The 24638-nt window shown below is 63.9% G+C and carries 21 protein-coding genes; 15 read left to right on the forward strand and 6 right to left on the reverse strand.

The features are described 5' to 3' along the window. The first annotated feature begins 40 nt into the window (after positions 1-40). Both CIT40_RS10275 and CIT40_RS10280 read left to right on the forward strand, forming a co-directional pair. Positions 41-556 (forward strand): TRAP transporter small permease, encoded by a 516-nt coding sequence (locus tag CIT40_RS10275; protein ID WP_094892324.1) that lies wholly within the window; start codon positions 41-43, stop codon positions 554-556. After that, positions 553-1872 carry a TRAP transporter large permease gene (locus CIT40_RS10280; RefSeq protein WP_094892325.1) on the forward strand — a complete coding sequence of 440 codons (1320 nt, stop codon included), beginning with the start codon at positions 553-555 and terminating at the stop codon, positions 1870-1872. The genes CIT40_RS10275 and CIT40_RS10280 overlap by 4 nt, the downstream gene beginning before the upstream one ends. 51 nt (positions 1873-1923) lie before the next feature. Here the strand turns inward: CIT40_RS10280 and CIT40_RS10285 are convergent, their stop codons facing one another. Then, positions 1924-3198, reverse strand: a complete 1275-nt coding sequence (locus CIT40_RS10285; protein ID WP_094892326.1) for a serine hydrolase domain-containing protein — start codon at positions 3196-3198, stop codon at positions 1924-1926. 172 nt (positions 3199-3370) lie between these two features. On the opposite strand from CIT40_RS10285, the gene CIT40_RS10290 reads away from it, so the two are divergent. Next, positions 3371-4288 (forward strand): intradiol ring-cleavage dioxygenase, encoded by a 918-nt coding sequence (locus CIT40_RS10290; protein WP_094892327.1) that lies wholly within the window; start codon positions 3371-3373, stop codon positions 4286-4288. Between the two features lie 10 nt (positions 4289-4298). Here the strand turns inward: CIT40_RS10290 and CIT40_RS10295 are convergent, their stop codons facing one another. Beyond that, the gene (locus CIT40_RS10295) at positions 4299-5192 is read right to left on the reverse strand and encodes a LysR family transcriptional regulator (RefSeq protein ID WP_094892328.1); all 894 of its coding nucleotides are present in this window, start codon (positions 5190-5192) and stop codon (positions 4299-4301) included. Between the two features lie 102 nt (positions 5193-5294). On the opposite strand from CIT40_RS10295, the gene CIT40_RS10300 reads away from it, so the two are divergent. Next, positions 5295-6164, forward strand: coding sequence for an SDR family oxidoreductase (locus CIT40_RS10300; protein WP_094892329.1), 870 nt, complete (start codon positions 5295-5297; stop codon positions 6162-6164). Between the two features lie 62 nt (positions 6165-6226). Here the strand turns inward: CIT40_RS10300 and CIT40_RS10305 are convergent, their stop codons facing one another. Continuing rightward, the gene (locus CIT40_RS10305; protein ID WP_162307432.1) at positions 6227-7963 is read right to left on the reverse strand and encodes a bifunctional protein-serine/threonine kinase/phosphatase; all 1737 of its coding nucleotides are present in this window, start codon (positions 7961-7963) and stop codon (positions 6227-6229) included. 61 nt (positions 7964-8024) lie between these two features. Beyond that, on the reverse strand, positions 8025-8864 hold the full coding sequence (locus tag CIT40_RS10310; RefSeq protein WP_094892331.1) for a formate/nitrite transporter family protein: 840 nt from the start codon (positions 8862-8864) through the stop codon (positions 8025-8027). Between the two features lie 678 nt (positions 8865-9542). On the opposite strand from CIT40_RS10310, the gene CIT40_RS10315 reads away from it, so the two are divergent. The 11 genes from CIT40_RS10315 to CIT40_RS10365 all read left to right on the forward strand — a co-directional run bounded on the left by CIT40_RS10315 (position 9543) and on the right by CIT40_RS10365 (position 23013). After that, complete coding sequence (locus tag CIT40_RS10315; RefSeq protein WP_094892332.1) at positions 9543-10859, forward strand: CmpA/NrtA family ABC transporter substrate-binding protein; 1317 nt, start codon at positions 9543-9545, stop codon at positions 10857-10859. 60 nt (positions 10860-10919) lie between these two features. After that, positions 10920-11816 carry a nitrate ABC transporter permease gene (ntrB, locus tag CIT40_RS10320; RefSeq protein ID WP_094892333.1) on the forward strand — a complete coding sequence of 299 codons (897 nt, stop codon included), beginning with the start codon at positions 10920-10922 and terminating at the stop codon, positions 11814-11816. A 12-nt stretch (positions 11817-11828) separates the two neighbouring features. Then, positions 11829-12623, forward strand: a complete 795-nt coding sequence (locus CIT40_RS10325; RefSeq protein WP_094892411.1) for an ABC transporter ATP-binding protein — start codon at positions 11829-11831, stop codon at positions 12621-12623. Between the two features lie 330 nt (positions 12624-12953). Beyond that, the gene (locus tag CIT40_RS10330) at positions 12954-14333 is read left to right on the forward strand and encodes an MFS transporter (protein ID WP_094892334.1); all 1380 of its coding nucleotides are present in this window, start codon (positions 12954-12956) and stop codon (positions 14331-14333) included. A 122-nt stretch (positions 14334-14455) separates the two neighbouring features. Next, positions 14456-14884, forward strand: a complete 429-nt coding sequence (locus CIT40_RS10335) for a globin family protein (RefSeq protein ID WP_094892412.1) — start codon at positions 14456-14458, stop codon at positions 14882-14884. A gap of 9 nt (positions 14885-14893) precedes the next feature. Next, complete coding sequence (locus tag CIT40_RS10340) at positions 14894-16111, forward strand: NAD(P)/FAD-dependent oxidoreductase (RefSeq protein WP_094892335.1); 1218 nt, start codon at positions 14894-14896, stop codon at positions 16109-16111. Between the two features lies 1 nt (position 16112). Then, a complete protein-coding gene (locus CIT40_RS10345; RefSeq protein ID WP_094892336.1) occupies positions 16113-18809 on the forward strand; it encodes a nitrate reductase in 2697 nt (898 codons plus the stop codon). Between the two features lie 189 nt (positions 18810-18998). Continuing rightward, on the forward strand, positions 18999-19895 hold the full coding sequence (locus tag CIT40_RS10350) for an SMP-30/gluconolactonase/LRE family protein (RefSeq protein ID WP_094892337.1): 897 nt from the start codon (positions 18999-19001) through the stop codon (positions 19893-19895). Between the two features lie 8 nt (positions 19896-19903). Further along, complete coding sequence (locus CIT40_RS10355; RefSeq protein ID WP_094892338.1) at positions 19904-20743, forward strand: aldo/keto reductase; 840 nt, start codon at positions 19904-19906, stop codon at positions 20741-20743. 188 nt (positions 20744-20931) lie between these two features. Then, complete coding sequence (locus CIT40_RS10360) at positions 20932-21873, forward strand: DMT family transporter (protein ID WP_162307839.1); 942 nt, start codon at positions 20932-20934, stop codon at positions 21871-21873. A 60-nt stretch (positions 21874-21933) separates the two neighbouring features. Further along, positions 21934-23013: a zinc-binding dehydrogenase gene (locus CIT40_RS10365; RefSeq protein WP_094892339.1), complete on the forward strand. Its 1080-nt coding sequence runs from the start codon at positions 21934-21936 to the stop codon at positions 23011-23013. Positions 23014-23141: 128 nt separating this feature from the next. On the opposite strand, the gene ppk2 is transcribed toward CIT40_RS10365, so the two are convergent. Both ppk2 and CIT40_RS10375 read right to left on the reverse strand, forming a co-directional pair. Beyond that, positions 23142-24062, reverse strand: coding sequence for a polyphosphate kinase 2 (gene ppk2, locus CIT40_RS10370; RefSeq protein WP_162307433.1), 921 nt, complete (start codon positions 24060-24062; stop codon positions 23142-23144). 107 nt (positions 24063-24169) lie between these two features. Then, a complete protein-coding gene (locus CIT40_RS10375) occupies positions 24170-24631 on the reverse strand; it encodes an Lrp/AsnC family transcriptional regulator (RefSeq protein WP_028177825.1) in 462 nt (153 codons plus the stop codon). Positions 24632-24638 lie beyond the last annotated feature (7 nt).

The raw sequence follows: 24638 nt of genomic DNA on the forward strand, positions 1-24638 counted from the left end.
TGCCCGGACGTGGCGGATGTTCTGCCCGCACGGAGCTCCAATGTCTGACATGCCCGTCCCGTCCACACCGTCGCTGTGGCGTCGCATATCGGCGGCCTATGCGAAGCTGCTGGAATTCCTGCTGGCCGCCTGCGTCGGCATCCTGGTCGTTCCGGTCACGCTGCAAATCGTCTCACGCTACACGCCTCTTATTCCGTCCTACATCTGGACGGAGGAGATGGCACGGTTCCTGTTTATCTGGACGATCATGATCGGCGCCATGGTCGGCGTGCGGGAGGCGCAGCATTTCGAGGTCGACGTGTGGCCCGACCTGTCGCGGCGGTCGGAGGCGGCAGTGCGGATCCTAGCGCGGCTCGGCGTGCTGGCACTGGCGCTGGTGTTCGTGTCGGCCGGTATCGAGTTCACACGCTTTGCCTGGAACAGAACTTCGGAACTGGCCGATCTGCCTCTCTGGCTGATTCACGTCGCCTGGCCCGTCGCCGGCGTGACATGGATCGTCTTCGCGGGCGAACAGATCGTCGATGAAATCCGCATTCTGGCTGGGGCAGAGCGATGAGCGGCAACGTACTCTCTGCCGGACAGGCCGCGATGGTGCTGTTCGGGGTCTTCGTCGGCCTGCTGATCGTGCGCGTGCCGGTCGCCTTCGCGCTCGGCCTTGCCTGTGTGCCCATCCTGCTGATCGAACCGCATCTGTCGTTGATGACGCTCGCCCAGGAGACCTTCAACGCGTACAATTCGTTCATCCTGCTGGCAGTGCCGTTCTTCCTGCTGACGGCGAACCTGATGAGCATCGGCGGTATCACCGATCGCCTGGTGGCGCTGTCGCGCTCGATGGTCGGGCACTGGCCCGGATCGCTGGCGCAAATCAACGTCGTGCTGTCGGTGTTCTTTGCAGGCATCTCCGGGTCCTCGACCGCCGATGCGGCGAGCCAGTCCAAGATCTTCATCGATGCGCAGACCAAGGAGGGCTACGACCTGTCGTTCTCGATTGCGATCACCGCGGTGTCCGCGGTGCTTGCAGTCGTCATTCCCCCCTCGATTCTGATGATCGTGTGGGGCGGACTGATCTCGACCTCGATTGCGGCGATGTACCTGGCCGGCATCGTGCCGGGCCTGCTGATCGCGGGCGCGCAGATGGCGACGGTGCACATCTACGCGGTGCGCCGCGGCTACCCGACCTATCCGAAGGCAAGCTGGGTCGATATGCGATGCGCCATCTGGCGGTCGATCCCGGCGCTGATGACACCCTTCATCATCGTCGGCGGCATTCTGCTTGGCTGGTTTACCGCGACCGAGTCCGCCTGCGTCGCCGTGCTCTATTCCGTAGTGCTCTCGGCGTTCTTCTACCGCGAGACGGGGATACGCGAATTGTACAAGGCCCTGCTCGACACCGGGCGTCTCGCCGGCGTCGCGCTGTTCTGCGTCGGCACCGCCAGTGCGTTCGGCTGGCTGCTCGCCTACTACAAAATTCCGCAGGAGCTGCTGGCCAACGTGTCGACCTGGGGCATGGGCCCCATCGCTGCCGGCTTCTTCATCTCCTTGTGCTTTCTGGTGGTGGGCTGCTTCCTCGATGCCATCCCGGCCATCATCATCGTCGGCACCGTGCTGGAGCCGCTGGCCAAGTCGGTCGACCTTCATCCGGTCCAGTTCGCGATCATTTCCATCGTATCGCTGGCCTTTGGACTGGTGACGCCGCCCTACGGTCTATGTCTGATGATCGCCTGTTCGATCGCGGGCGTGCGGCTGCGCTATGCGCTGAAGGACACGGTCATCATGCTGATTCCGATGTTGCTCGTGCTGGCGGCGGTCATCGTCTGGCCAAGCGTGTCGCTGTTCTTGCCGCGTTTGATCGTGCCGGAAATGCTCAAATGAGCATCCGGCAATGCGATCCCGCGGCGTTGGCCGCGAGATCTGGTCAATTGGTTACAGATTGCTCTCGGTAATCGCCGCGTAGACCATGCTGCGCAGCTCGCGCCGGATCGGGTAGGCGCTCGAGGGCAGTACCTGCGTCATGAAGATCGCGATCAGCTCTTCGGCCGGATCGATCCAGAACGAGGTCGTGGCCGCGCCGCCCCAATTATATTCGCCGGGGCTGCCGGCGATCAGCGTCTCCGCGGGGCGCATGGTGACGGCGAAGCCGAGACCGAAGCCGATGCCGTTATAGGCGGCTTCAGAGAACAGCGAGCGCGAGACTTCCGGCAGCGCGCGGCCGCCCGGAATGTGGTTGCTCGTCATCAGCGCCAGCGTCTTCGGCCCGATCAGCCTGACGCCGCCGAGCTCGCCGCCGTTGAGCAGCGCGCGGCAGAAGGTGAGATAGTCGGCGACCGTCGAGCACAGGCCGCCGCCGCCGGAGATGAACGAGGGCGGGGTGAGGAACGAGCTCGTCGCCGGATCGTCCTGGAGTGTCAGGCCTTCGCGGCGCTGTCCGGCATGGAAGGTCATGCCGCCGCCGGGATCGGCGGAATAGCAGGCGGCGAAGCGGTGCGCCTTGGAGGCCGGCACGTGGAAATCGGTGTCCGTCATGCCGAGCGGGTCGAGGATGCGTGATTTAAGGAACTGCTCGAACGGCATGCCTGAGATCTTGCCGACGAGATAGCCGAGCACGTCGGTCGCGACCGAGTAGTTCCAGGCGTCGCCCGGCGAGAATTCCAGCGGGATCTTGGCCAGCGCCTCGATCATGGTCTGGAGCGTGCCGGCCTTCTCCACCTCGCCGATCTTTTCGGTGCGGTAGGCGGCATCGACATTGGAGCGCTGCTGGAAGCCGTATGTCAGGCCGGCGGTGTGGCGCAGGAGGTCGACGATCAGCATCGGCCGGGACGGCGGCCGGGTCAGGAAGGCTGGCGAGTTGCCGGCGACGAAGACGCCGAGATCCTTCCATTCTGGAATATACTTCGCGACAGGCTCGTCGATCGCGACCAGGCCTTGTTCGACCAGCATCATGAAGGCGACGCTGGTGAGCGGCTTGGTCATCGAATAGATGCGGTAGATGGTGTCGTCCTTGACCGGCAGTTTGCGCTCGACGTCGGCAAAGCCCTGAACCGAGCTGTGGGCGACCTTGCCGCGGCGATAGACCAGAAGATGCGTGCCCGGGAAGCGGCCGGCATCGATGTACCGGCTCTTCAGATGCGCATCGACGCGGTCGAGCGCGGCCTTGGACATGCCGACGGATTCCGGCGAGGCGGGGGTGGGCGCGAGCATCAGTTCCTCCGGGCAGTTTTGTCGGTCCGTTGATAACCAAATGACGGCCCCATTCCAAGCCACTCGCGCTTAACGCGGGCGGGGCGACGGGTGTAGACTGCCCCCTGGAACGCCTCCAAATAGCCCCCAAGGGCCCCAGGGCCAACGAAAAAAACCGTAAGGCAAACCCATCATGACCCAGTTCAACGAGACTGATCTCACTGAAGCCGTCGTCAAGAGCTTCGACGGCACGCCCAATCCGCGCGCGAAATTCCTGCTCCAGGAATTGGTGAAGTCGCTGCACGATTACGTGAGCAAGACCGGCCTGACCTTCGAGGAGTGGGACTACGCGATCGATTTCCTGACCCGCACCGGACAGAAGTGCACCGATACCCGCCAGGAGTTCATCCTGCTGTCCGACGTGCTCGGCGTCTCGATGCTGGTCGACGCGGTCAACCATCGCGACCGCGAAGGCGCCACCCAGACCACCGTGCTCGGCCCGTTCTATGTCGGCGAGCACAAGGTGACCGCGCACGGCACCGACATCTCGCCAAACAATCAAACCGGCGAGCGGATGTTCGTGCAGAGCCGTGTCACCGACCTCAAGGGCAAGCCGCTGGCCAATGTTCCCGTAGACGTCTGGCATGCCGACGACGATGGCTTCTACGACTCCCAGAAGCCGAACTATGACGAGGTCGGCGCCTCGGCGCGTGCGCGCTTCATCACCGACAGCGAGGGCCGCTTCTTCTTCCGCACCATTTTGCCGTGCAGTTATCCGATTCCGACCGATGGCCCGGTCGGCGAGATGATCGTGCAGACCAAGCGCCATCCGATGCGCCCGGCGCATGTGCACTTCCTGGTCAACGCGAAGGGATACGAGCCGCTGATCACCCACGTCTTCATGGACGGCGACAAATATCTGGATTCCGACGTCGTGTTCGGCGTGAAGGACGATCTCGTCGCCAAAGTCGAGCCGCGCACCGATCCCGCGATGCCCGACGGCACCAAGGCGAACGGTCAGTGGCATTTGATGACCTACGAATTCCACCTCAAGCCCGGCGGCGGCATGGCGCCGAAGCCGCTGGGGACGAAGACGGCAGAGCCGGCGTGAGGGCTCCGATTCATCCCCCGATATAGGCTGCCAATTCGTCGGGCGTTCCCTTCGGAAAGGCTTCCTTCAGATAATCAAGGAAGGCGGAGACTCGCGCACTGAGCAATCGCCGCGAGGGATAGAGCGTCCATAGGGCGATGTCGGGTCCCTCGACGTCGCCCCAGCGTACCAGTGTGCCAGCAGTCAGATCACGACTGACGAGCGACAGAGGCAGCCGCCCAGCGCCGACGCCGGCTCGAATTGCGTCACGCACCATCATCAGCGATGACAGGCGAAGCACGGGATCGACGGCGATACGCGATATGCCGCTCGGTCGCCTGATGTCCCAGGCCGCAGCCGCATCGTCCGTTCCGCGCATGACGACCGGAACGGCGAGATCGCCCTTCGGTCGTTTCAGTGCGGGGCTGGCCACGACCACCAGTCGGTCACGCAGGAAGATGCGGCCGACAAGGCTTTCGTCCGGATCGGGATTGACCCGGATCACGAGGTCAAAGCCCTCCTCGATCATATCAACGTTGCGATCATCCGTCGTCACCTCGAGCCGAACCTGCGGATGCAGCAGCGCGAAGCCGGCCGCGAGCCGGCCCATGGCAGTTTGCGAAAAGAGCAGGGGCGCACTGACGCGCAACCTGCCCCTTGGCTTGTCCCCGCCCGAGGCGATCGCCGCCGCCGTCTCGTCGAGCTCGGTAAGTAGTGCTCCCGTCCGCTCATAGAGCGCTCGTCCTTCCTGAGTGAGCTTGAGAGTGCGTCCTCCGCGCTCGAAGAGACGCAGATCGAGGCTGCTTTCGAGTTCGGACACGCGGCGAGACAAGGTCGCTTTCGGGCGTCCCGCTGCACGCGCGGCCTTTCCGAACCCTCCGTGGCGGGCGACGAGATTGAAATCGGCAAGGGCAAGCAAATCCATCCGTTCCACCAATGAGACGATCCGTCTAAATATAGCGGCTATCGGACCGCATGTGGATCATTAATTTCCGAGGTGTCTTCTGAGCCAAACCGGAGTGATCCCATGACCATCCTCGTTACCGGCGCAACCGGCACCATCGGCCGCCAAGTCGTCGAGCAACTCGTCAAGCGTGGCGCCGATGTCCGCGTGCTCGTCCGAGATCCCGCCAAGGCCAACGTCCCCGCAGGTGTCGCCGTCGCCCAGGGCGACCTGCTGGACATCGATTCCCTGCGCGGTGCGTTCTCGGGCGTCTCAACCCTGTTTCTGCTCAACGCCGTGGTGCCGGACGAATTCACCCAGGCGCTGACTGCGCTCAACCTGGCACGGGAGGCCGGCATCGAGCGGTTCGTCTATCTGTCGGTGATCCACAGCGACCGCTACGTCAACGTGCCGCATTTCGCCGGCAAGTTCGGCGTCGAGCGCATGATCGAGCAGATGGGCTTCAAGGCCACCATCCTGCGCCCCGCGTACTTCATGAACAACGAGGTTATGATCAAGGATGCCGTGACCGGATACGGAGTCTATCCGATGCCGATCGGCAGCAAGGGATTGGCGATGATCGACGCGCGCGATATCGGCGAGATCGCGGCGATCGAATTGATCCGCCGCGAGACATCCGCCACGCCGCTTCCGCTCGATCGCATCAATCTCGTTGGTCCCGATACACTGACTGGCGCGGGGGTTGCGGCAATCTGGTCGGACGTGCTCGGGCGCGCGATCGCCTATGGCGGCGACGACACCGCGGGATTCGAGGAGAACCTCAGGCAGTTCATGCCCGGCTGGATGGCTTTCGACATGCGCGTGATGAGCGAGCGCTTCCTCACGGAAGGAATGATCCCGGAGGCCGGCGACGTCAAGCGTCTGACCGATATCCTCGGCCGTCCCTTGCGCTCTTATCGCGACTTCGTCGCGGAGATCACGGCCTCTGCCTGAGGCCCTGCCAGCGCCTGCCTGCAACGCTCGCCACAACTCATGTGGCGAGCGGGCAGTCTTGATCAGCGCGCGTTCAGCAGCGCCAGCAACACGACCACTGCGCAGGCGAGCGCCGCTGTCGTCAACTTCCAGAACATCAGCGGGCTGCGTTCGAGCAGTGGCGTGATCCGGGTGTCGAGATAGGCTGGGTTGGGGTTGCGTAGCTCGAAGATGAACTCCGAGAGATCCTCGTGCCGCTTGGTGGGATCGGGATGGAGCGCGCGGCGGAGTGCGCCGTCGATCCAGGCCGGCACATTGCGGTCATCATCGGCTGGACGGTATTTGAGCTTGCGCACATCCGCCTTGCGCCGGATCCTGGCGATCTGGGCCCCGTAGGGAAGCTTTCCTGTCAGCATCTGGTAGCAGATCACCGCCAGCGAATACATGTCGGAGCGCGGCGAGCCGCCTAGCCCGAGAAAATACTCCGGCGCCGTGTACTGCACCGTTCCCAGGATTTCGTCAGCCTCGTTCGGGGGCGCCGCTTCCGCGACGCCGGCCACCCTGACCGATCCGAAGTCGATGATCTTCGCGGTGCCGGTCTTGTCGATCAGGATGTTGTCGGGCCTGAGGTCCTGATGCAGCATCTCCATGCGGTGGAAGGCGCGCAGGCCCGCGGCGATCTGCTCAATGATGCCGCGCACGGTTTCGAGATCGGGTCGCGGATTGTCGGTCATCCACTGCCTCAGGGTCTGCCCCTCGACGAATTCGGTCGCGACATAGAGATAGCTGCGTCGCCTGGACTGTGACAGCGGTTTCAGCACGTGCGGGCTGTCGATCCGGCGTGCGATCCACTCCTCCATCAGGAAACGCTTGAGATAGGCGGCATTGTCGCGCAAATCGACCGACGGCAGCTTGAGCGCGACCGGCCGCTCGGTCTCGACGTCGACGGCGAGATAGATGTGGCTGCGGCTGCTGCCGTGGATCTCGCGGACGATGCGGTAGCCGTCGAAGATCGCGCGCGGCTCCGGCAGCGGAGGCAGTGGCAGTTGCGAGGTCTGATTGAAGATGCCGGCCGGCTCGCGCCGCGGCAGCGCGTCGATGCGGATGATCTGGACGGTGATGTTGTCGTCGCTGCCGCGCCGATAGGCTTCCTCGACGATCGCCTTTGCCGCTCCGTCGAGCTCGCCGGCGTGCTCGTTCAGCGCGCTCGTGATGAAGCGCGCGTCGACGAATTCGTAGGCGCCGTCGGTCGCCAGCAGAAAGATGTCGCCGGCCTCGACCTCGAACGCCTGGTAGTCGATCTCGAGCTGCGGATTGATGCCGAGCGCGCGGCCGAGATAGGTCTGTTCGGACGAGACGATGATGCGGTGATCGTCGGTCAGCTGCTCCAGCGCCTTGCCGGCGACGCGGTAGATGCGGCAGTCGCCGACATGGAAGATGTGCGCGGTGGTCGCCTTGATGACCATGGCGCTGAGCGTGCAGACGTAGCCCTTGTCGCGGTCATAGGCGTATTGGCTCTTGCGCGTCTGCGCGTGCAGCCAGGAATTGGTCGCGTCCAGCACGCGGCGGGCGGACGTCTTCACCGTCCAGGATTCCGACGTGCAGTAATAGTCCATCAGGAAGCTCTTGACCGCCGACTCGCTGGCGATCTGGCTCACCGTGCTGCTGGAAATGCCGTCGGCGAGGACCGCTGCGATGCCCTTCAGGCCGAGCAGCGGCTCCTCCGGAATCAGAACGCCGTGAAAATCCTGGTTGACGGGCTTGCGACCCCTATCGGAATGCTGGCCGACCGAAATCAGGAGTCCGCGGGTCATCGTCATCACCGGAAGGGGGGAAGCCTCACCCTGCTCGGGCGGGGCTTCCCTGTCGAGACGTATTCGATCAGGCCACGACGCGAGGCTTGGCCGCCTTGTCGAACTGGCGCTTCGGCTTGGTGAGGACATGCGTGGTGTAGAGGGTCATGCCGGTGAAGGCGAGGCCTCCCACGAGGTTGCCGAGCACGGTCGGGATCTCATTCCAGATCAGATAGTCCATGATCGAGAATTTCGCATGAAGCATCAGGCCCGACGGGAACAGGAACATGTTCACGACGGAATGTTCGAACACCATGTAGAAGAACACCAGGATCGGCATCCACATCGCGATGACCTTGCCGGGGACCGAGGTCGAGATCATGGCGCCGACGACGCCGGTCGAGACCATCCAGTTGCAGAGCATGCCGCGCATGAACAGGGTCGCCATGCCGGCTGCGCCGTGTGCGGCATAGCCGAGCGTCCGGCCTTCGCCGATGTTGCCGATCGCCGCGCCGACCTTGTCGGGCTCCTGCGTGAAGCCGAACGTCGTGACGAAGGCCATCATGAAAGCCACGGTGAAGGCGCCGGCGAAATTGCCGACGAACACCAGACCCCAATTGCGCAGTACGCCGCCGATCGTGACGCCCGGGCGCTTGTCGATCAGGGCGAGCGGCGACAGCACGAACACGCCGGTGAGGAGATCGAAGCCCAGCAGATAGAGCATGACGAAGCCGACCGGAAACAGTAGCGCGCCGACCAGCGGCTGCCCCGTGTTCACGTTGATCGTGACGGCGAACCAGGCCGCCAGAGCCAGGATGGCGCCGGCCATGTAGGCGCGGATGATGGTGTCCCGGGTGGACATGAAGATCTTGGACTCGCCCGCATCCACCATCTTGGTGACGAATTCCGAAGGCGCGAGATACGACATCAATGGTTCCTTTTGCTTCGTAAGTGAGATCGGCACGCTCGCTGGAGCAAGCGCGGCTGAACATCATCGGGGCCATGCGGACGGCTCTGCCGCGCACGAGGGCTATGGAAGTTTGGAAGCCTTGGGATCGCGTCGCGACGACTGCCGGGGAGGGCCGCGAAGCCGTTGAGCTTCCGGGGTGCGGCCGTCAGAGGCTGCACCATTGCGGACAAGCCGCCGTCTTCGTTGACGCACCATGAAATGCAAGTCGCGTGCCGAGCTGGCGTCATAAAAAAGATAAGTAAAGTCAATTGGATGGCGCGCGTCTTGATCTGATTTTTGCGAGGTCGGCGGCTTCTCGCTTAGGCGACTGCATAAGATTTGTGCGCTGCACGCGTAGTGAGCAGATAGCAAATTTCGCAAGCGGAACTGGTCTGCGTCAGTCTGGCGCGGTGTGCCTAACGCGTTGAATATTAGATGCTTTTCGATCGGTGATGCTTGGCATGAAGCTTGAATGGTTCCAAGTCGACGCCATTGAAGCCGTCCCGCGAGACTTCTCATCCGAATTTGCTGACGCCACCAGACGGGGGTCTCCCGCGTCACGCGTTCGCATGCGCCTTTTCTGGCGTCACGGACGGACCGGGCTGCTCGTGCGTACTGACACCATCATTCGCAACGACGCAAAGGACGACACCGCCTATGACAAAGCGCATTCGCCGGCCTTCGAATACTGGCCTCAGCCGCCGTCAAGTGTTGAAGGCCGCCGGCAGTACCGCGGCTCTTCTCGCCGCCGCCAAACTCAATTTCCCCGCCGGAGCGTTCGCGCAGGATTCAGGCCCCGAGGTCAAGGGCGCCAAGCTCGGCTTCATCGCGCTCACCGACGCGACCCCACTGTTCGTTGCCAAGGAGAAGGGCATCTTCACCAAATACGGCATGCCCGACGTCGAGGTGCAGAAGCAGGCCTCCTGGGGCACCACGCGCGACAATCTCGTGCTCGGCTCGGAAGGCAACGGCATCGACGGCGCGCACATCCTGACCCCGATGCCGTATCTGATCTCGGCCGGTAAGGTGACGCAGAACAACCAGCCGACGCCGATGTATATCCTGGCGCGCCTGAACCTGAACGGACAGTGCATCTCGGTCGCCAAGGAATATGCCGACCTCAAGATCGGCGTCGATACCGCACCTTTCAAACCGGCGTTGGAGAAGAAGAAGGCTGGTGGCAAGGGCGTGAAGGCGGCGATGACCTTCCCGGGCGGAACGCACGATCTCTGGATCCGCTACTGGCTCGCTGCCGGTGGCATCGATCCGGACAAGGATATCGAGACCATCGTGGTCCCGCCGGCGCAAATGGTGGCCAACATGAAGGTTGGCACCATGGACTGCTTCTGCGTCTGCGAGCCCTGGAATCTCCAGCTGATCCACCAGAACATCGGTTACACCGCGATCACCACCGGCGAACTCTGGGACAAGCACCCCGAAAAATCGTTCGGCATGCGCGCGGCCTGGGTCGACAAATATCCGAAGGCCGCGAAAGCGCTGCTGATGGCCGTGATGGAAGCCCAGCAATGGTCCGAGAAGATGGAGAACCGCGAAGAGGCGGCGGCGATCTGCGCCAAGCGGCAGTGGATCAATTGCCCGGTTGAGGACGTCACCGACCGCATGAAGGGCAAGTTCGACTACGGGACTGGCCGCGTGGTCGAGAACTCGCCGCAGCAGATGCGCTTCTGGAAAGATCAGGCTTCCTATCCGTTCCAGAGCCACGATCTCTGGTTCCTCACGGAGGATATTCGCTGGGGCAAGTACGAGGCGAATTTCGATACCAAGGCGCTAATTGCCAAGGTCAACCGCGAAGACCTCTGGAAGGACGCGGCCAAGGCGCTGGGCGTCGCTGCCGCCGAAATTCCAACCTCCACCTCGCGCGGCAAGGAGACCTTCTTCGACGGCAAGGTGTTCGATCCCGAAAATCCGGCGGCCTATCTGAAGTCGCTCGCGATCAAGCGCGTCGAAGTCTGATGGAGCCAGCGGCCGCCCCAGGGCGGCCGCATCGTCTTTTGAAGCCGGAGAGATATTGCGATGAACATGCCTGCCACGAAGTTGGATGTTGAGACCGCGAGGCCCGTTGGCGCGGCCGCAGCGGTCGTTGCGATGACACCGAAGCGCGCCGCGCGTAGCGAAGCTTATGCGCGGATGGCGCGGGAGACCGCGGTTCGCGTGATCCCGCCGATCGTCGTGATCGCGCTGTTGATGCTGGTGTGGGAGCTCGTCTGCCGCCGCGCCGGGTCGGCGCTGCCGCCGCCATCGAAAGTGTTCCAGGACACCAAGGAGTTGATCTTCGATCCGTTCTTCGACCGTGGCGGCATCGATAAAGGCCTGTTCTGGCATCTCTCAGCCAGTCTCCAGCGCGTCGCGCTAGGTTACTCGCTTTCCGCCATCGCGGGTATCGCGCTCGGCGTGCTCGTCGGGCAATCCGTCTGGGCCATGCGCGGGCTCGATCCGCTGTTCCAGGTGCTGCGCACGATTCCGCCGCTGGCTTGGCTGCCGCTCTCGCTTGCGGCCTTCCGCGACGGCCAGCCCTCGGCGATCTTCGTCATCTTCATCACATCGATCTGGCCGATCATCATCAACACCGCGGTCGGCATCCGCAACATCCCGCAGGACTATCGCAACGTCGCAGCTGTGGTGCAGCTCAATCCGCTGGAGTTCTTTGGCAAGATCATGATCCCTGCCGCGGCGCCCTATATCTTCACGGGCCTGCGCATCGGCATCGGCCTGTCGTGGCTTGCCATCATCGCTGCGGAAATGCTGATCGGTGGCGTCGGCATCGGCTTCTTCATCTGGGACGCCTGGAATTCCTCGCATATCAGCGAAATCATTCTGGCGTTGTTCTATGTCGGCATCATCGGGTTCGTGCTCGATCGCATGATCGCGGGCCTCGGCAAGATCGTCACTCGTGGCACGGCTCAGGGCTGAGGGAGAATGCATATGACCGCCTATCTGAAGCTCGACCACATCGACAAGGTCTTTACCCGCGGCGCCGCCACCACCGAGGTGCTGAAGGAGATCAATCTCACGATCGAGAAGGGCGAATACGTCTCGATCATCGGCCACTCAGGCTGCGGCAAGTCGACCCTGCTCAACATCATTGCTGGGTTGACCAACGCCACCACCGGCGGCGTGCTGCTGGAGAATCGGGAGGTCAATTCGCCCGGGCCCGACCGCGCCGTGGTGTTCCAGAACCACAGCCTGCTGCCGTGGCTCACCGTCTACGAGAACGTCCGGCTCGGCGTCGACAAGGTGTTCGCCAGGACCAAGACCCGCGCCGAGCGCGACGCCTGGGTGATGCACAATCTCAATCTGGTGCAAATGGCCCATGCCAGGGACAAGCGTCCCTCAGAAATCTCCGGCGGCATGAAGCAGCGCGTCGGCATCGCGCGGGCGCTGGCGATGGAACCGAAGGTGCTGCTGCTGGACGAGCCCTTCGGCGCGCTCGACGCGCTGACCCGCGCTCACCTGCAGGACTCGGTGATGGCGCTGCATCAGAAGCTCGGCAACACAATCTTGATGATCACTCACGACGTCGACGAGGCCGTGCTGCTGTCCGACCGCATCGTGATGATGACCAATGGGCCGAGTGCGCGCATCGGCGAGGTGCTGGAGGTGCCGCTGGTACGCCCGCGCAAACGGCTCGAACTCGCCACCAACACCACTTACTTGAAGTGCCGTCAGCGTGTGCTCGAATTCCTCTACGAGCGTCACCGCTTCGTCGAGGCCGCGTAACGAAAAGTTAGCGCGAAGGCTGCGCTCAAATAATCGATACTTCGCTCAATCCTTATGCGCCGCACAAGGATTGAGCGAATCGCAAATTCAGCGTGCGGAACGGCCTTGCGAAAATTTCTGGCAATTCGAACAACCCGCTGAAATCCCTGCATTTCCGGCATGTGCGCAATTGGCACGGAAATTGAAACGTCCTTGCGCGACGCCAACGACGACGTCCCTCAACATCATCAATCAGCATCGTGAACTCGCCACCGGGTGAAGCCTCGGAGCGCGCCTCCATGTGAGGCAGAGCCTGCAACGACGCAGCGGTGAGCCTGGAAGGGATACTCAATGACGAAGAGTCCAACTTGGATTTCCGACTGGCGCCCGGAAGATGAGGCGTTCTGGAATGCCACCGGCAAGACGATCGCCCGGCGCAACCTGATCTGGTCGATCGTCGCCGAGCATATCGGCTTCTCGGTCTGGCTGATCTGGAGCATCGTCGCCACCAAGCTGCCGCAGGCTGGCTTCCACTACAGCACCGATCAGCTGTTCCAGCTCGTTGCGGTGCCGGGCCTGATCGGCGCCTTGATGCGCTTTCCCTATACTTTCGCGGTGACCACGTTCGGCGGCCGCAACTGGACCATCTTCTCCGCGGCGATCCTGTTCATCCCGACCTTGTCGCTCGCCTATTTCGTCAGCCAGCCCGACACCCCGTTCTGGCTGATGCTGCTGATCGCCTCGACCGCCGGTCTCGGCGGCGGCAATTTCGCCTCCAGCATGACCAACATCTCCTTCTTCTTCCCCGACCGGATGAAGGGATGGGCGCTCGGCCTGAACGCGGCCGGCGGCAATATCGGCGTCTCCAGCGTGCAGCTTTTGACCCCGATCCTGATGACGCTCGCCGTCTTCAACCTGTACCAGGCGACCCCGGTCGACGGCGTCTTCCTGCAGAATGCCGGCCTGATGTGGGTGCTGCCGATCGCGATCGCGGTGTTCGGGGCCGTGTTCTTCATGAACAACCTGACCACGGCGAAGTCATCGGTGAAGAACCAGCTTGCGATCATCAAGCGCAAGCACACCTGGATCATGGCGTATCTCTATATCGGCACGTTCGGGTCCTTCATCGGCTATTCGGCCGCGTTTCCGCTGCTGATCAAGACCCAGTTCCCGCAAACCACGATCGCGATCGCGTTCCTGGGGCCGCTGGTCGGCTCGCTGTCGCGGCCGCTCGGCGGCTGGCTCGCCGACAGGGTCGGCGGCTCGATCATCACGTTCTGGAATTTCATCGTGATGGCGGGCGCCACGGTCGGCGTGCTCTATTTCGTCGGGCACAAGGACTTCACCGGCTTCCTGTCGATGTTCCTGATCCTGTTCGTGACGACGGGCATCGGCAACGGCTCGACCTACCGCATGATCCCCTCAATCTTCCGCGAGCAGAACCTGTTCAAGGTGCGTGGCAAGGGCGAGGCGGCGCGCGCGCTCGCGCTGAAGACAGCGAGCATCGAGAGCGGTGCAGCGGTCGGTTTCATCGGCGCGGTCGGCGCCGTCGGCGGCTACCTGATCCCGACCGGTTTTGGCAAGTCGATCGCCCTGACCGGCGGCCCGCAGCTCGCGCTCGCGATCTATCTCGCCTTCTACGCCTCCTGTCTCGGCCTGACCTGGTGGTTCTACCTGCGTCGCAGCCCGCAGCGTGAAGGCGCGCCGAGCCTTGCCGAAGCGCGAGTCTGAAACTTGGTACGAATCTCGCTTCTCCCCGCACGCGGGGAGAAGTCTCTCTGATGACGTTTGACCCATGAACCTTGTTCGCAATGGCGCGCACCAAGGCAAACCGAAACAGACAGGAGAACATCATGACGCCCGAACAGATCACCCTCGTCCAGCAGAGCTTTTCCAAGGTCGCTCCGATCTCGGAGCAGGCCGCGGTGCTGTTCTACGATCGCCTGTTCGAGGTGGCGCCGTCCGTGCGCGCGATGTTTCCGCAAGACATGACCGAGCAGCGCAAGAAGCTGATGGGCATGCTCGCTGCCGTCGTCGGCGGCCTGTCGAACCTCGAGACGATCCTTCCCGCGGCCTCCGCGCTCGCCAAGCGTCATGTCGCCTACGGCGCCAAGGCCGAGCACTATCCCGTGGTCGGTGCGACGCTGCTGTGGACCCTGGAGAAGGGTCTTGGCGAGGCCTGGACGCCCGAATTGGCAAAGGCCTGGACCGACGCTTACGGCGTGCTGTCCGGCTACATGATTTCCGAGGCCTACGGCGCGCAGCCGCAGGCCGCTGAATAGGAGACGCTCGTGAGTGAACCGCTGGTCATTGTCGGCAATGGTATGGCGGCCGCGCGTCTGGTCGACGAGCTCGCCAAGACCTCGCTCGGCCGCTATGCGGTCGCGGTGATCGGCGAAGAGCCGCGGCTCGCTTATAATCGCGTGCTGCTCTCCTCCGTGCTGGCCGGCGAGACCGGCTCGCACGAGATCGAGCTCCGGCCGGCCGATTGGTGGCGCCATCGCGGCGTCACCGTCCGCTATGGCTACCGCGTCACCGAGATCGACACCGGCCGCCGCGAGCTCAAGATCGAGGGCGAAGAGAGCATGCAATATTCCAAGCTCGTGCTCGCCACCGGATCGACGCCGCTGCGGCTCAATCTGCCGGGTGCCGATCTCGCCGGCGTGCACACCTTTCGCGATACGCGCGATGTCGACCTTTTGCTGACGCTGGCGGCCGCGAAGAAGCGCGTCGTGGTGGTTGGCGGCGGCCTGCTCGGACTTGAGGCAGCCTACGGCCTCGCCAAGGCCGGCGCGCCGGTGACGCTGCTACATCTGTTGGACCGGCTGATGGAGCGTCAGCTCGATGGGCCGTCCGCCGGCCTGCTCAAGACGCTGGTCGAGCGTAAGGGCATCCGCATCCTGCTCAACGCCTCGACCGCCCGCATCCATGGCGATGGCCACGTCGAAGCCGTCGAGCTTGCGGATGGCAGCCGTATCGAGGCCGACGCCGTGATCTTCGCGGCCGGCATCAAGCCGAACGTGGCGCTTGCTAAAGATGCCGGCATCGCGGTCAACCGCGGCGTCGTCGTCAACGATTTGATGCAGACTTCCTCGCCCGACATCTTCGCGCTCGGCGAATGCGCCGAGCATCGCGGCACCTCCTATGGGCTGGTCGAGCCCGCCTATGAGCAGGCGCGCGTGCTGGCGCGGCATCTGGCCGGGAAGCCCGCTGCCTATCGGGGCAGCGTGGTCTCGACCAATCTCAAGGTCTCCGGCGTCAGCGTGTTCTCCGCTGGCGACTTCATGGGCGGCGAGGGTAGCGAGAGCCTGGTGCTGACTGACCGCAGGCGCGGTACCTACAAGAAGCTCGTGATGGCCGATGGCCGGCTCACCGGCGCGGTGCTGATCGGCGATACCGTCGATGCGCTCTGGTATCTCGAGCTGATCCGCAATCGCGACAAGGTGGCGGCGATCCGCTCCGACATGGTTTTCGGTCGCGCACTCGCGCTTCCGTCGAAGGCAGCTTGATATGACGGCGATCGATCCCACGCTCCGCGCCACCAGGACGACCTGTCCGTATTGCGGCGTCGGCTGCGGCGTGCTGGCAACGCCCGACGGCAAGGGCGGCGCGGCGATCGCCGGCGATCCCGATCATCCCGCCAATTTCGGCCGGCTGTGCTCGAAGGGCTCGGCCCTTGGCGAGACCGTCGGCCTCGAAAGCCGGCTGCTCTATCCCATGATCCGCTGCAAGGGCGTGCTGGAGCGCGTCGCCTGGAGCGACGCGCTCGATCACGTCGCCCATCGCATGCAGCACATCATGGCTCGTGACGGCGCCGATGCGGTCGCGTTCTATCTCTCCGGCCAGCTCCTCACCGAGGATTACTACGTCGCCAACAAGCTGATGAAGGGCTTTGTCGGCACCGCCAATGTCGACACCAACTCGCGGCTCTGCATGTCGTCCTCGGTCGCCGGCCACCGCCGCGCCTTCGGCGCCGACACCGTCCCCGGCTGCTATGAGGACCTCGACCAGGCCGATCTGCTCGTCTTCGTCGGCTCGAACGCGGCCTGGTGCCATCCCGTGCTGTTCCAGCGCATGCTGAAGAACCGTGGGGAGCGCGGCGCGCGCATGATCGTGATCGACCCGCGCCGCACCGACACTGCCGGCGACGTCGACCTGTTCCTCGGCCTCAAGCCCGGCACCGACACCGCGCTGTTCTCCGGCCTGTTCGTCCATCTCGCCGACAACGGCGCGCTGGACCAGGACTACATCGCGCAGAACACGAGCGGCTTCGACGTTGCGCTGGCCCGTGCGCGCAATATCGCCGGCAGCATCACCGCGACCGCGCTTGCGACCGGTCTGTCCGAACAGGACGTCGCGACTTTCTTCAAGATGTTCCGCGCCACCGAGAAGGTCGTCACGCTGTATTCGCAAGGCGTCAACCAGTCGGCGCAGGGCACCGACAAGGTCAACGCGATCCTGAACTGCCATCTCGCCACCGGGCGCATCGGCAAGCCCGGCGCCTCGCCGTTCTCGCTCACCGGCCAGCCGAATGCGATGGGCGGCCGCGAGGTCGGCGGCCTCGCCAACCAGCTCGCCGCGCACATGAACTTCACGCCGCCCGACATCGATCGTGTCAGGCGGTTCTGGAAGGCGCCGCGCATCGCGACCCACGAGGGCCTGAAAGCGGTACAGCTGTTCGAGGCGATCAACCGCGGCGAGGTCAAGGCGCTGTGGGTGATGGGCACCAATCCCGCGGTGTCGCTGCCGGATGCCGACTTCGTGCGCGAGGCGCTGAAGAAGCTCGAGCTGTTCGTGGTGTCCGAGAACGTGCTCTCCAACGACACGGTCGAGGCCGGCCCGCACGTGCTGCTGCCGGCGCTGGCCTGGGGCGAGAAGTCGGGCACGGTGACCAACTCGGAACGCCGCATCTCGCGCCAGCGCTCGTTCCTGCCGGCGCCGGGCGAGGCGCGCCCCGATTGGTGGATCCTCAGCGAAACCGCAAAGCGCCTCGGCTTCGGCGACAGCTTCAACTACAAATCCGCTGCGGATATTTTCCGCGAGCATGCCGCGCTCTCCGCGTTCGAGAACGACGGCAGTCGCGATTTCGACATCGGCGCGCTGACCTCGCTGTCCGACGAAGCCTTTGACGCCATGAAGCCGGTGCAATGGCCCGTGCGTGAAGGCGGGGCGCCCGGCGAACGTTTCTTTGCGAGCGGCGGCTTCTTCACCAATGACGGCAAGGGCCGCTTCGTCGCTCCAGAGGTGCCGTTGCTGCGTGGCGAGACCGGGCCGTCACGTCCGCTGCGGCTCAACACCGGACGAATCCGCGACCAGTGGCACACCATGACGCGCACGGGCCTCAGCCAGCGCCTGGGCGCGCATCTGCCGGAGCCCTTCGTCGAGATCCATCCCGATGATGCCGGCAAATATGGCATTGTTCACGACGGCTATGCCCGCATCACCACCGATTACGGTCAGTGCATCCTGAAGGTCGTCGTCAGTGACCGCGCTCAGCGTGGCACGCTGTTCGCGCCGATCCATTGGAGCGCGATGAATGCCTCGCATGGCCGCGTCGGCGCGCTGGTGCAGTCCTTCACCGATCCGTTCTCGGGACAGCCGGAATCCAAGGCGACGCCGGCCGCGATCACGCCTTACGAGTTCGTCTTCCGCGGCTTTGCGCTGTCGCGGAGACAGCTCGATCTGCCGCCGAACCTGTTGTGGACCCGCGTCACGGTCACCGGCGGCTTCGGCTATCTCTTTGCCGACAACGGGGACTTGTCGCGTTGGCCGGCCTGGCTCGAGAGCGTCGCCGGCGAGGATGTCGCCGACTATCGCGACTTCGGCGGCGGTGTCTATCGCGCCGCCTCGTTCGCAGGCGACCGCATCGAGACCTGCCTGTTCGTCGGTCCCGCGCATGACGCCGGCGACTGGGAGGTGGTGAAGGGCCTGTTCGTCGCCGATCGCGTCACCGACGACCAGCGCCGCATGCTGCTGTCGGGCAAATCCTGCGAAGGCGCGGCCTCGACTGGCCCGGTCGTCTGCGCCTGCTTCGGCGTCGGCCGCGGCACCATCTGCGACACCATCGCGGCGGGTGCGCGCACGGCTGCGGAAATCGGTGCCAAGCTCAAGGCCGGCACCAATTGCGGCTCCTGCATCCCCGAGCTGAAGCGCCTGATCGCGACGACGGAGGTTGTGCCGGTGGAGCAGGCGAAGGTCGCGGGGTAGGCCTCTTAGGGTGGGTTAGCGCAGCGTAACGTAACCCACAGCTCTGCCGTCGCCGAGATGAAAGAGGTGGGTTACGCTTTCGGCTAACCCACCCTACCAGCATTCGCGCCGCTTTCCGCCAATCGACGCGCCGTCGATTGTGCCCTATGCTGCCGCGCATTCCGCCAGCCAACAACCACAACAACAATGATGTACCTGGAAACGCCACCGCGTCTGATCGAATCCAAGCTCTTCTCCGCCATGCCCGACAAATTTCGCCGCAAGGGCGTGCGGACCGATTGGGCTGACGCTAACCGGCCGAATGTGCCGACTGACAGTTTCATCGAGGGGCCATCTTTCGATAAGGACGGCAATCTCTACATCGTCGACATTCCCTTCGGCCGCATCTTCCGCATTGCGCCTGATGGCGAATGGTCGCTGGTCGTCGAATACGAGGGCTGGCCGAACGGGTTGAAGATCGCATCCGACGGCCGGATCCTGGTGGCCGACTACAGGCACGGCATCATGGAGCTCGACGCCAAGGCCGGCCGCATCAAGCCGATCCTGACCGCGCGCAATTCGGAATCCTTCCGCGGCTGCAACGATCTGCATCTCGCTTCCAACGGCGACATCTATTTCACCGATCAGGGCCAGACCGGCCTGCACGACCCCAGCGGTCGCGTCTATCGTCTCGCGGCGAATGGCCGGCTCGATTGCCTGATCGACACCGGCATCAGCCCGAACGGCCTGGTGCTCGATCCCAGCGAAACCGTGTTGTTCGTTGCGATGACGCGCGACAATTCGGTGTGGCGGTTGCCGTTCATGAAGGACGGCAGCGTGTCCAAGGTCGGGCGCTTCTGCTCGCTGTTCGGCACCAGCGGCCCCGATGGGCTCACCATGGATGCCAGGGGCCGCCTGTTCGTCGGCCATGCCTCGCTCGGCCACGTCTTCGTGTTCGCGCCGAACGGCGAACTGATCGCGCGGATCAAGTCGTGCGCGGGGCCGAATTGCACCAATGTCGCGATCGGTGGCGAACGCGGGGATCGTCTCTATATCACGGAGTCCTCGACCGGCAGCGTGCTGATGGCGGATATCAGCGAAGTGTGAGCTCCAACATGAACACAAAACTCTTCGGCAAGACCGACGCCAGCGTTTCTGTCATCGGGCAGGGCACCTGGTATCTCGACCACGGCGACCGCAAGCGCGCGATTGCCGCGCTTCAGCGCGGGCTCGATCTCGGCATGACTCACATCGACACCGCCGAGATGTATGGCGACGCGGAGCTCGTCATTGCCGACGCGATTGCGGGGCGGCGCGACGAGGTGTTCCTCGTCTCGAAAGTGCTGCCGAGCAACGCCTCGCGCCGCGGTACCATCACCGCCTGCGAGCGCTCCCTGAAGCGGCTGAAGACCGATCGGCTCGATTGCTATCTGCTGCACTGGCGCGGTTCGTATCCGCTGGAAGACACCGTCGCTGCGTTCGAGGAACTCGTCGAGGCAGGCAAGATCAAATCCTGGGGCGTCTCCAATTTCGATGCCGATGATCTCGACGAAATTCTCGAGGTCTCCGGCGAAGGCCGCATCTCTTGCAATCAGGTGCTCTATCATCTGAAGGAACGCGCGATCGAGCATGCGGTGATCCCTTGGTGCGAGCGGCATGAAGTCGCTGTCGTGGCTTATTCACCGTTCGGCCATGACGATTTTCCCGCAAGCAGCAGCAAGGGCGGAGCCGCGCTGGCGCGCATTGCCGAGGCGCGGCGCGCGACACCGCGTCAGGTCGCGCTGAGCTTCCTCACCCGTGCGACTACGGTGTTCGCGATTCCGAAAGCCTCGTCTGCCGAACATGCCGGGGAGAATGCGGCGGCCGGTGATCTCGTGTTGACGAAAGACGAGATTTCGGCGCTCGATGCGGCGTTTCCGCGCGGCCCGAAGCCGCGCAGCCTGCCCATGCTGTAGTGCACAAACGCTCAATATTAACGGAGCATTGACGCGCGCGGACGTCAGTGCATATCGGCATCCTGTTTTCGGAAGTTGTGAACGCGACGCATTTGTCGTTTTTTACAACCGTTCTCGATTCGCATTTTCCCCGGGTTCCAGCCGTGACACCGCCGCCCGCCGCAGCCGCCAGGCTCGACAGTATTCCCATGCCCGTGCCGGAGAAGAAGCAGAAGGCTCGCCGCGCGCCCGCGCGCGTCGATCATCCCTTCAAGGGCATCGCGCTGGTGCTGCTGTCGACGATCTTCCTCGGCTGCTCCGACACCACCGCGAAATATCTCTCGACGAGCCTGCCGTCGATCGAGATCACCTGGATCCGCTTCGTCACCTTCGCGCTGATGTTCACGCCGGTGATGCTGCCGGGCTCGCCGCTCCATGCGATGCGCACCGAACGGCTCGGCCTGCAGCTGATGCGTGGCGCTGCGCTGCTCGGCTCCTCGCTGTTCTTCATCACCGGCCTGAGTTTCCTGCCCATTGCGGAAGCTTCCGCCACCGGCTTTGTCTCGCCGCTGTTCGTCACTGCGCTGTCGATCGTCTTCCTGAGCGAGAAGGTCGGCATGCGGCGCTGGATCGCGACCGGCATCGGCCTGACGGGCGTGCTGATCATCCTGCGGCCGGGCACCAGCGCGTTCCACGCCGCCGCGTTCTTCCCGATCGTCTCGGCGTTCTGCTGGGCTGCCGCGCTGATCCTGACGCGCATGATGAGCGGCCGCGAGGCCGTGCTCACCACCATGGCGTATTCCGCGCTGACGGGCGTTGCGATCCTGTCCGTGATGGTGCCGTTCGTCTGGGTCACGCCGACCTGGACTGCGATCGGGCTCGGCATCGTCATCGGCGTCGCCTCGACCGTGGGCCAGTGGATCATCGTGTTGGCCTATCGCTACGGCGATGCCTCGGTGCTGGCGCCGTTCTCCTACACCCAGCTGCTGTGGGTCAGCATTCTCGGCTTCTTCATCTTCGGCGAGGTCCCTGATATCTGGACGGTCGTCGGCGCGGCCTTCATCGTCGCCAGCGGTCTCTACATCGCCCATCGCGAGCGTATCCGCCGCGCCCAGCTGCTGGTGCTGGAAGAGCGTTCCCCGAACCCCTGACGCAAGTTCGCGCGCCCTGTCACGTGCTATCAACGGCTCCAACGATACGGGAGGAGCCGGATGCGCGCTGCGATTTTCAGGAACGGTGAGATTGTCGTCGACCGGATGGCCGAGCCGAAGCCGGGCCCCGGCCAGGTTCTGGTGAGGACGCTCGCCTGCGGCATCTGCGGCTCCGACCTGCATGCGCGCCAGCATGCGCCGCGGATGGTGGAGATGGCCAGGAAGACCGGCCGCACGCCGATGGATCTGTCGCGTGACGTCGTGTTCGGTCACGAATTCTGCTGCGAGATCGTCGATTACGGCCCCGGCACGGAACGCAAGTTCAGCCCGGGGACGCGTGTCTGCTCGCTGCCCGCGCTGGTGACGCCGGAGGGCATCAAGGGGATCGGCTATTCCAACGACTTCGTCGGCGGCTATGCCGAGCAGATGGTCTTGAGCGAGCCGCTCCTGCTCGAAGTGCCCAACGGTCTTGCGCCGGAACACGCGGCGTTGACCGAGCCACTCGCCGTCGGCGTTCACGCGGTCGCCAAGGCCAACATCCGCGGCGGCGAGGTGCCGCTCGTGATCGGCTGCGGCCCGGTCGGGCTCGCAGTGATCGCGGCATTGAAGCTCAGGGGACTCCATCCGATCGTCGCTGCCGATTATTCGCCGGCCCGGCGCGCGCTTGCCGCAAAGCTCGGCGCCGATATCGTCGTCGATCCCAGGGTGTCGCAGCCCTATGCGACCTGGGCCGAGCACGCGCAGATGTCGGATGTGGAGAAGGCGGCGCGGCCGCCGTTCCAGGCCATGCTGCCGGCGCTGAAGCCTGCGATCATCTTCGAATGCGTCGGCGTGCCCGGACTGCTGCAGCAGGTGTTCGAAGGCGCGCCGCGCGATGCGAGGATCGTCGTGGTCGGCGTCTGCATGGAGAGCGACCGAAGCGAGCCGATGCTCGGCATCATGAAGGAGCTCAACGTCCAATATGTGCTCGGCTACACGCCGGAGGAATTCGCCGCGTCGCTCCGCCTGATCGCGGAAGGCCAGGTGGATGCGGCCGCGATGGTCACGGCCGAGGTCGGCATCGACGGCGTCGCCAAGGCCTTCGCCGATCTCGCCAATCCCGAGGCGCACACCAAGATCATCGTGCAGCCCTGGCGATGATGGTCTCGTAGGGTGGGCAAAGGCGCGCAGCGCCGTGCCCATCATCCAACGCAGCGCTTGTGATGGTGGGCACGCTACGCTTTGCCCACCCTACGAGACTACGAGACTACGAGACTACGAGATCGCCCTCAGTACTTCGCGGGCACGTACATCTCCGGCGGGATCGGTCCGCGGTGATAGTCGGGATTGCGAACGCGCGGCGGTAGCACAACGGGCGCCCGTGCGACCTCCTGGTACGGCAGTTGGCTCAAGAGATGTGAAATGCAGTTGAGCCGCGCCCGCTTCTTGTCGACGGCATCGACGATCCACCATGGCGAATCCGGCAGATGGGTGTGCTCCATCATTGTTTCCTTGGCCTTGGTGTATTGTTCCCAGCGGCTTCGCGCCTCGACATCCATCGGGCTCAACTTCCACTGCTTCAGCGGATCCTTGATGCGCATGGTGAAACGAAACTGCTGCTCGTCGTCCGTAATGGAAAACCAGTATTTGATCAGGCTGGTGCCGGAGCGGATCAGCATCCGCTCGAATTCCGGCACCGACTGGAAGAATTCCTGGTACTCGGCATCGGTGCAGAAGCCCATCACGCGCTCGACGCCGGCGCGGTTGTACCAGCTGCGGTCGAACAGCACGATCTCGCCGCCGGCCGGCAGGTGCGACACGTAGCGCTGGAAGTACCATTGCGTTCGCTCGCGCTCGCTCGGTGCCGGCAGCGCGGCGACGCGGCAGATGCGCGGATTGAGGCGCTGGGTGATGCGCTTGATCACGCCGCCCTTGCCGGCGGAGTCGCGGCCCTCGAACAGCACCACGACCTTCTTCTTCTCGCTCTGCACCCAGTCCTGGAGTTTGACCAGCTCGCCCTGGAGCCGGAGCAACTCGCGGAAATAGAGTTTTCGGTCGACCGTCGGGTTGAGCGTATCGGTTTCGTCGAGCAACTCGTCGAGACGGGCGTCGTCCAGCTCCATCTCCAGCTCTTCGTCGAGATCGTCGGTCATCTCGCGGATGATGCGCTCGCGCTTGGCCATTTCAAAGGTGCGATCGGATGTGGTCATGGGTCTCTCTCGGCTCGGTGCCTTCTCGTCCCATGACCATTGACGGGGTTTATTGCGCCCTTGTGACACCGGCGGCCGGCGCGGTTCCGCAATGACCCGGCGGACCGTCACACCGGTAGCGCGATCGAGTATTTCACCTGGCTCAGCGCGAAGCTCGATTCGATCGAGGCGATGCCGTCGAGCCGGGTCAGCTTGGTCTTCAGGAACGTCTCGTAGGAAGCGAGGTCGGCGGCGACCACGCGCAGCAGATAGTCGCGGTTGCCTGTCATCAGATAGCACTCCAACACCTCGTCCCATTTCGAGATCGCGCGGGCGAAGCGATTGAGATCCTCCTCCTTCTGCCGCGCCAGCTTGATCGAGATGAACACGCTGACATGCAGGCCGAGCGCCTTCTGGTCCACGGTCGCGATATAGCGCGAGATCACGCCGCGTTCCTCCAGCAGCTTGACCCGGCGGTGGCAGGGCGAGACCGAAAGCCCGACCTTGTCGGCGAGTTCCTGCATGGTCATCCGGCTGTCGTTCTGGAGGTGGCTGAGGATCTTGCGGTCAATGGCGTCGAGCTCGGGCATTGGGATG

The organism is Bradyrhizobium amphicarpaeae (assembly GCF_002266435.3).
Classification (GTDB): Bacteria; Pseudomonadota; Alphaproteobacteria; order Rhizobiales; family Xanthobacteraceae; genus Bradyrhizobium; species Bradyrhizobium amphicarpaeae.

Bases quoted from the DNA above. Each gene is read 5' to 3' on its own strand.
- CIT40_RS10275 (WP_094892324.1), top strand. From the start codon at position 41: ATGTCTGACATGCCCGTCCCGTCCACACCGTCGCTGTGGCGTCGCATA.
- CIT40_RS10280 (WP_094892325.1), top strand. From the start codon at position 553: ATGAGCGGCAACGTACTCTCTGCCGGACAGGCCGCGATGGTGCTGTTC.
- CIT40_RS10285 (WP_094892326.1), bottom strand. From the start codon at position 3,198: ATGCTCGCGCCCACCCCCGCCTCGCCGGAATCCGTCGGCATGTCCAAG.
- CIT40_RS10290 (WP_094892327.1), top strand. From the start codon at position 3,371: ATGACCCAGTTCAACGAGACTGATCTCACTGAAGCCGTCGTCAAGAGC.
- CIT40_RS10295 (WP_094892328.1), bottom strand. From the start codon at position 5,192: ATGGATTTGCTTGCCCTTGCCGATTTCAATCTCGTCGCCCGCCACGGA.
- CIT40_RS10300 (WP_094892329.1), top strand. From the start codon at position 5,295: ATGACCATCCTCGTTACCGGCGCAACCGGCACCATCGGCCGCCAAGTC.
- CIT40_RS10305 (WP_162307432.1), bottom strand. From the start codon at position 7,963: ATGACGATGACCCGCGGACTCCTGATTTCGGTCGGCCAGCATTCCGAT.
- CIT40_RS10310 (WP_094892331.1), bottom strand. From the start codon at position 8,864: ATGTCGTATCTCGCGCCTTCGGAATTCGTCACCAAGATGGTGGATGCG.
- CIT40_RS10315 (WP_094892332.1), top strand. From the start codon at position 9,543: ATGACAAAGCGCATTCGCCGGCCTTCGAATACTGGCCTCAGCCGCCGT.
- ntrB (WP_094892333.1), top strand. From the start codon at position 10,920: ATGAACATGCCTGCCACGAAGTTGGATGTTGAGACCGCGAGGCCCGTT.
- CIT40_RS10325 (WP_094892411.1), top strand. From the start codon at position 11,829: ATGACCGCCTATCTGAAGCTCGACCACATCGACAAGGTCTTTACCCGC.
- CIT40_RS10330 (WP_094892334.1), top strand. From the start codon at position 12,954: ATGACGAAGAGTCCAACTTGGATTTCCGACTGGCGCCCGGAAGATGAG.
- CIT40_RS10335 (WP_094892412.1), top strand. From the start codon at position 14,456: ATGACGCCCGAACAGATCACCCTCGTCCAGCAGAGCTTTTCCAAGGTC.
- CIT40_RS10345 (WP_094892336.1), top strand. From the start codon at position 16,113: ATGACGGCGATCGATCCCACGCTCCGCGCCACCAGGACGACCTGTCCG.
- CIT40_RS10350 (WP_094892337.1), top strand. From the start codon at position 18,999: ATGTACCTGGAAACGCCACCGCGTCTGATCGAATCCAAGCTCTTCTCC.
- CIT40_RS10355 (WP_094892338.1), top strand. From the start codon at position 19,904: ATGAACACAAAACTCTTCGGCAAGACCGACGCCAGCGTTTCTGTCATC.
- CIT40_RS10360 (WP_162307839.1), top strand. From the start codon at position 20,932: ATGCCCGTGCCGGAGAAGAAGCAGAAGGCTCGCCGCGCGCCCGCGCGC.
- CIT40_RS10365 (WP_094892339.1), top strand. From the start codon at position 21,934: ATGCGCGCTGCGATTTTCAGGAACGGTGAGATTGTCGTCGACCGGATG.
- ppk2 (WP_162307433.1), bottom strand. From the start codon at position 24,062: ATGACCACATCCGATCGCACCTTTGAAATGGCCAAGCGCGAGCGCATC.
- CIT40_RS10375 (WP_028177825.1), bottom strand. From the start codon at position 24,631: ATGCCCGAGCTCGACGCCATTGACCGCAAGATCCTCAGCCACCTCCAG.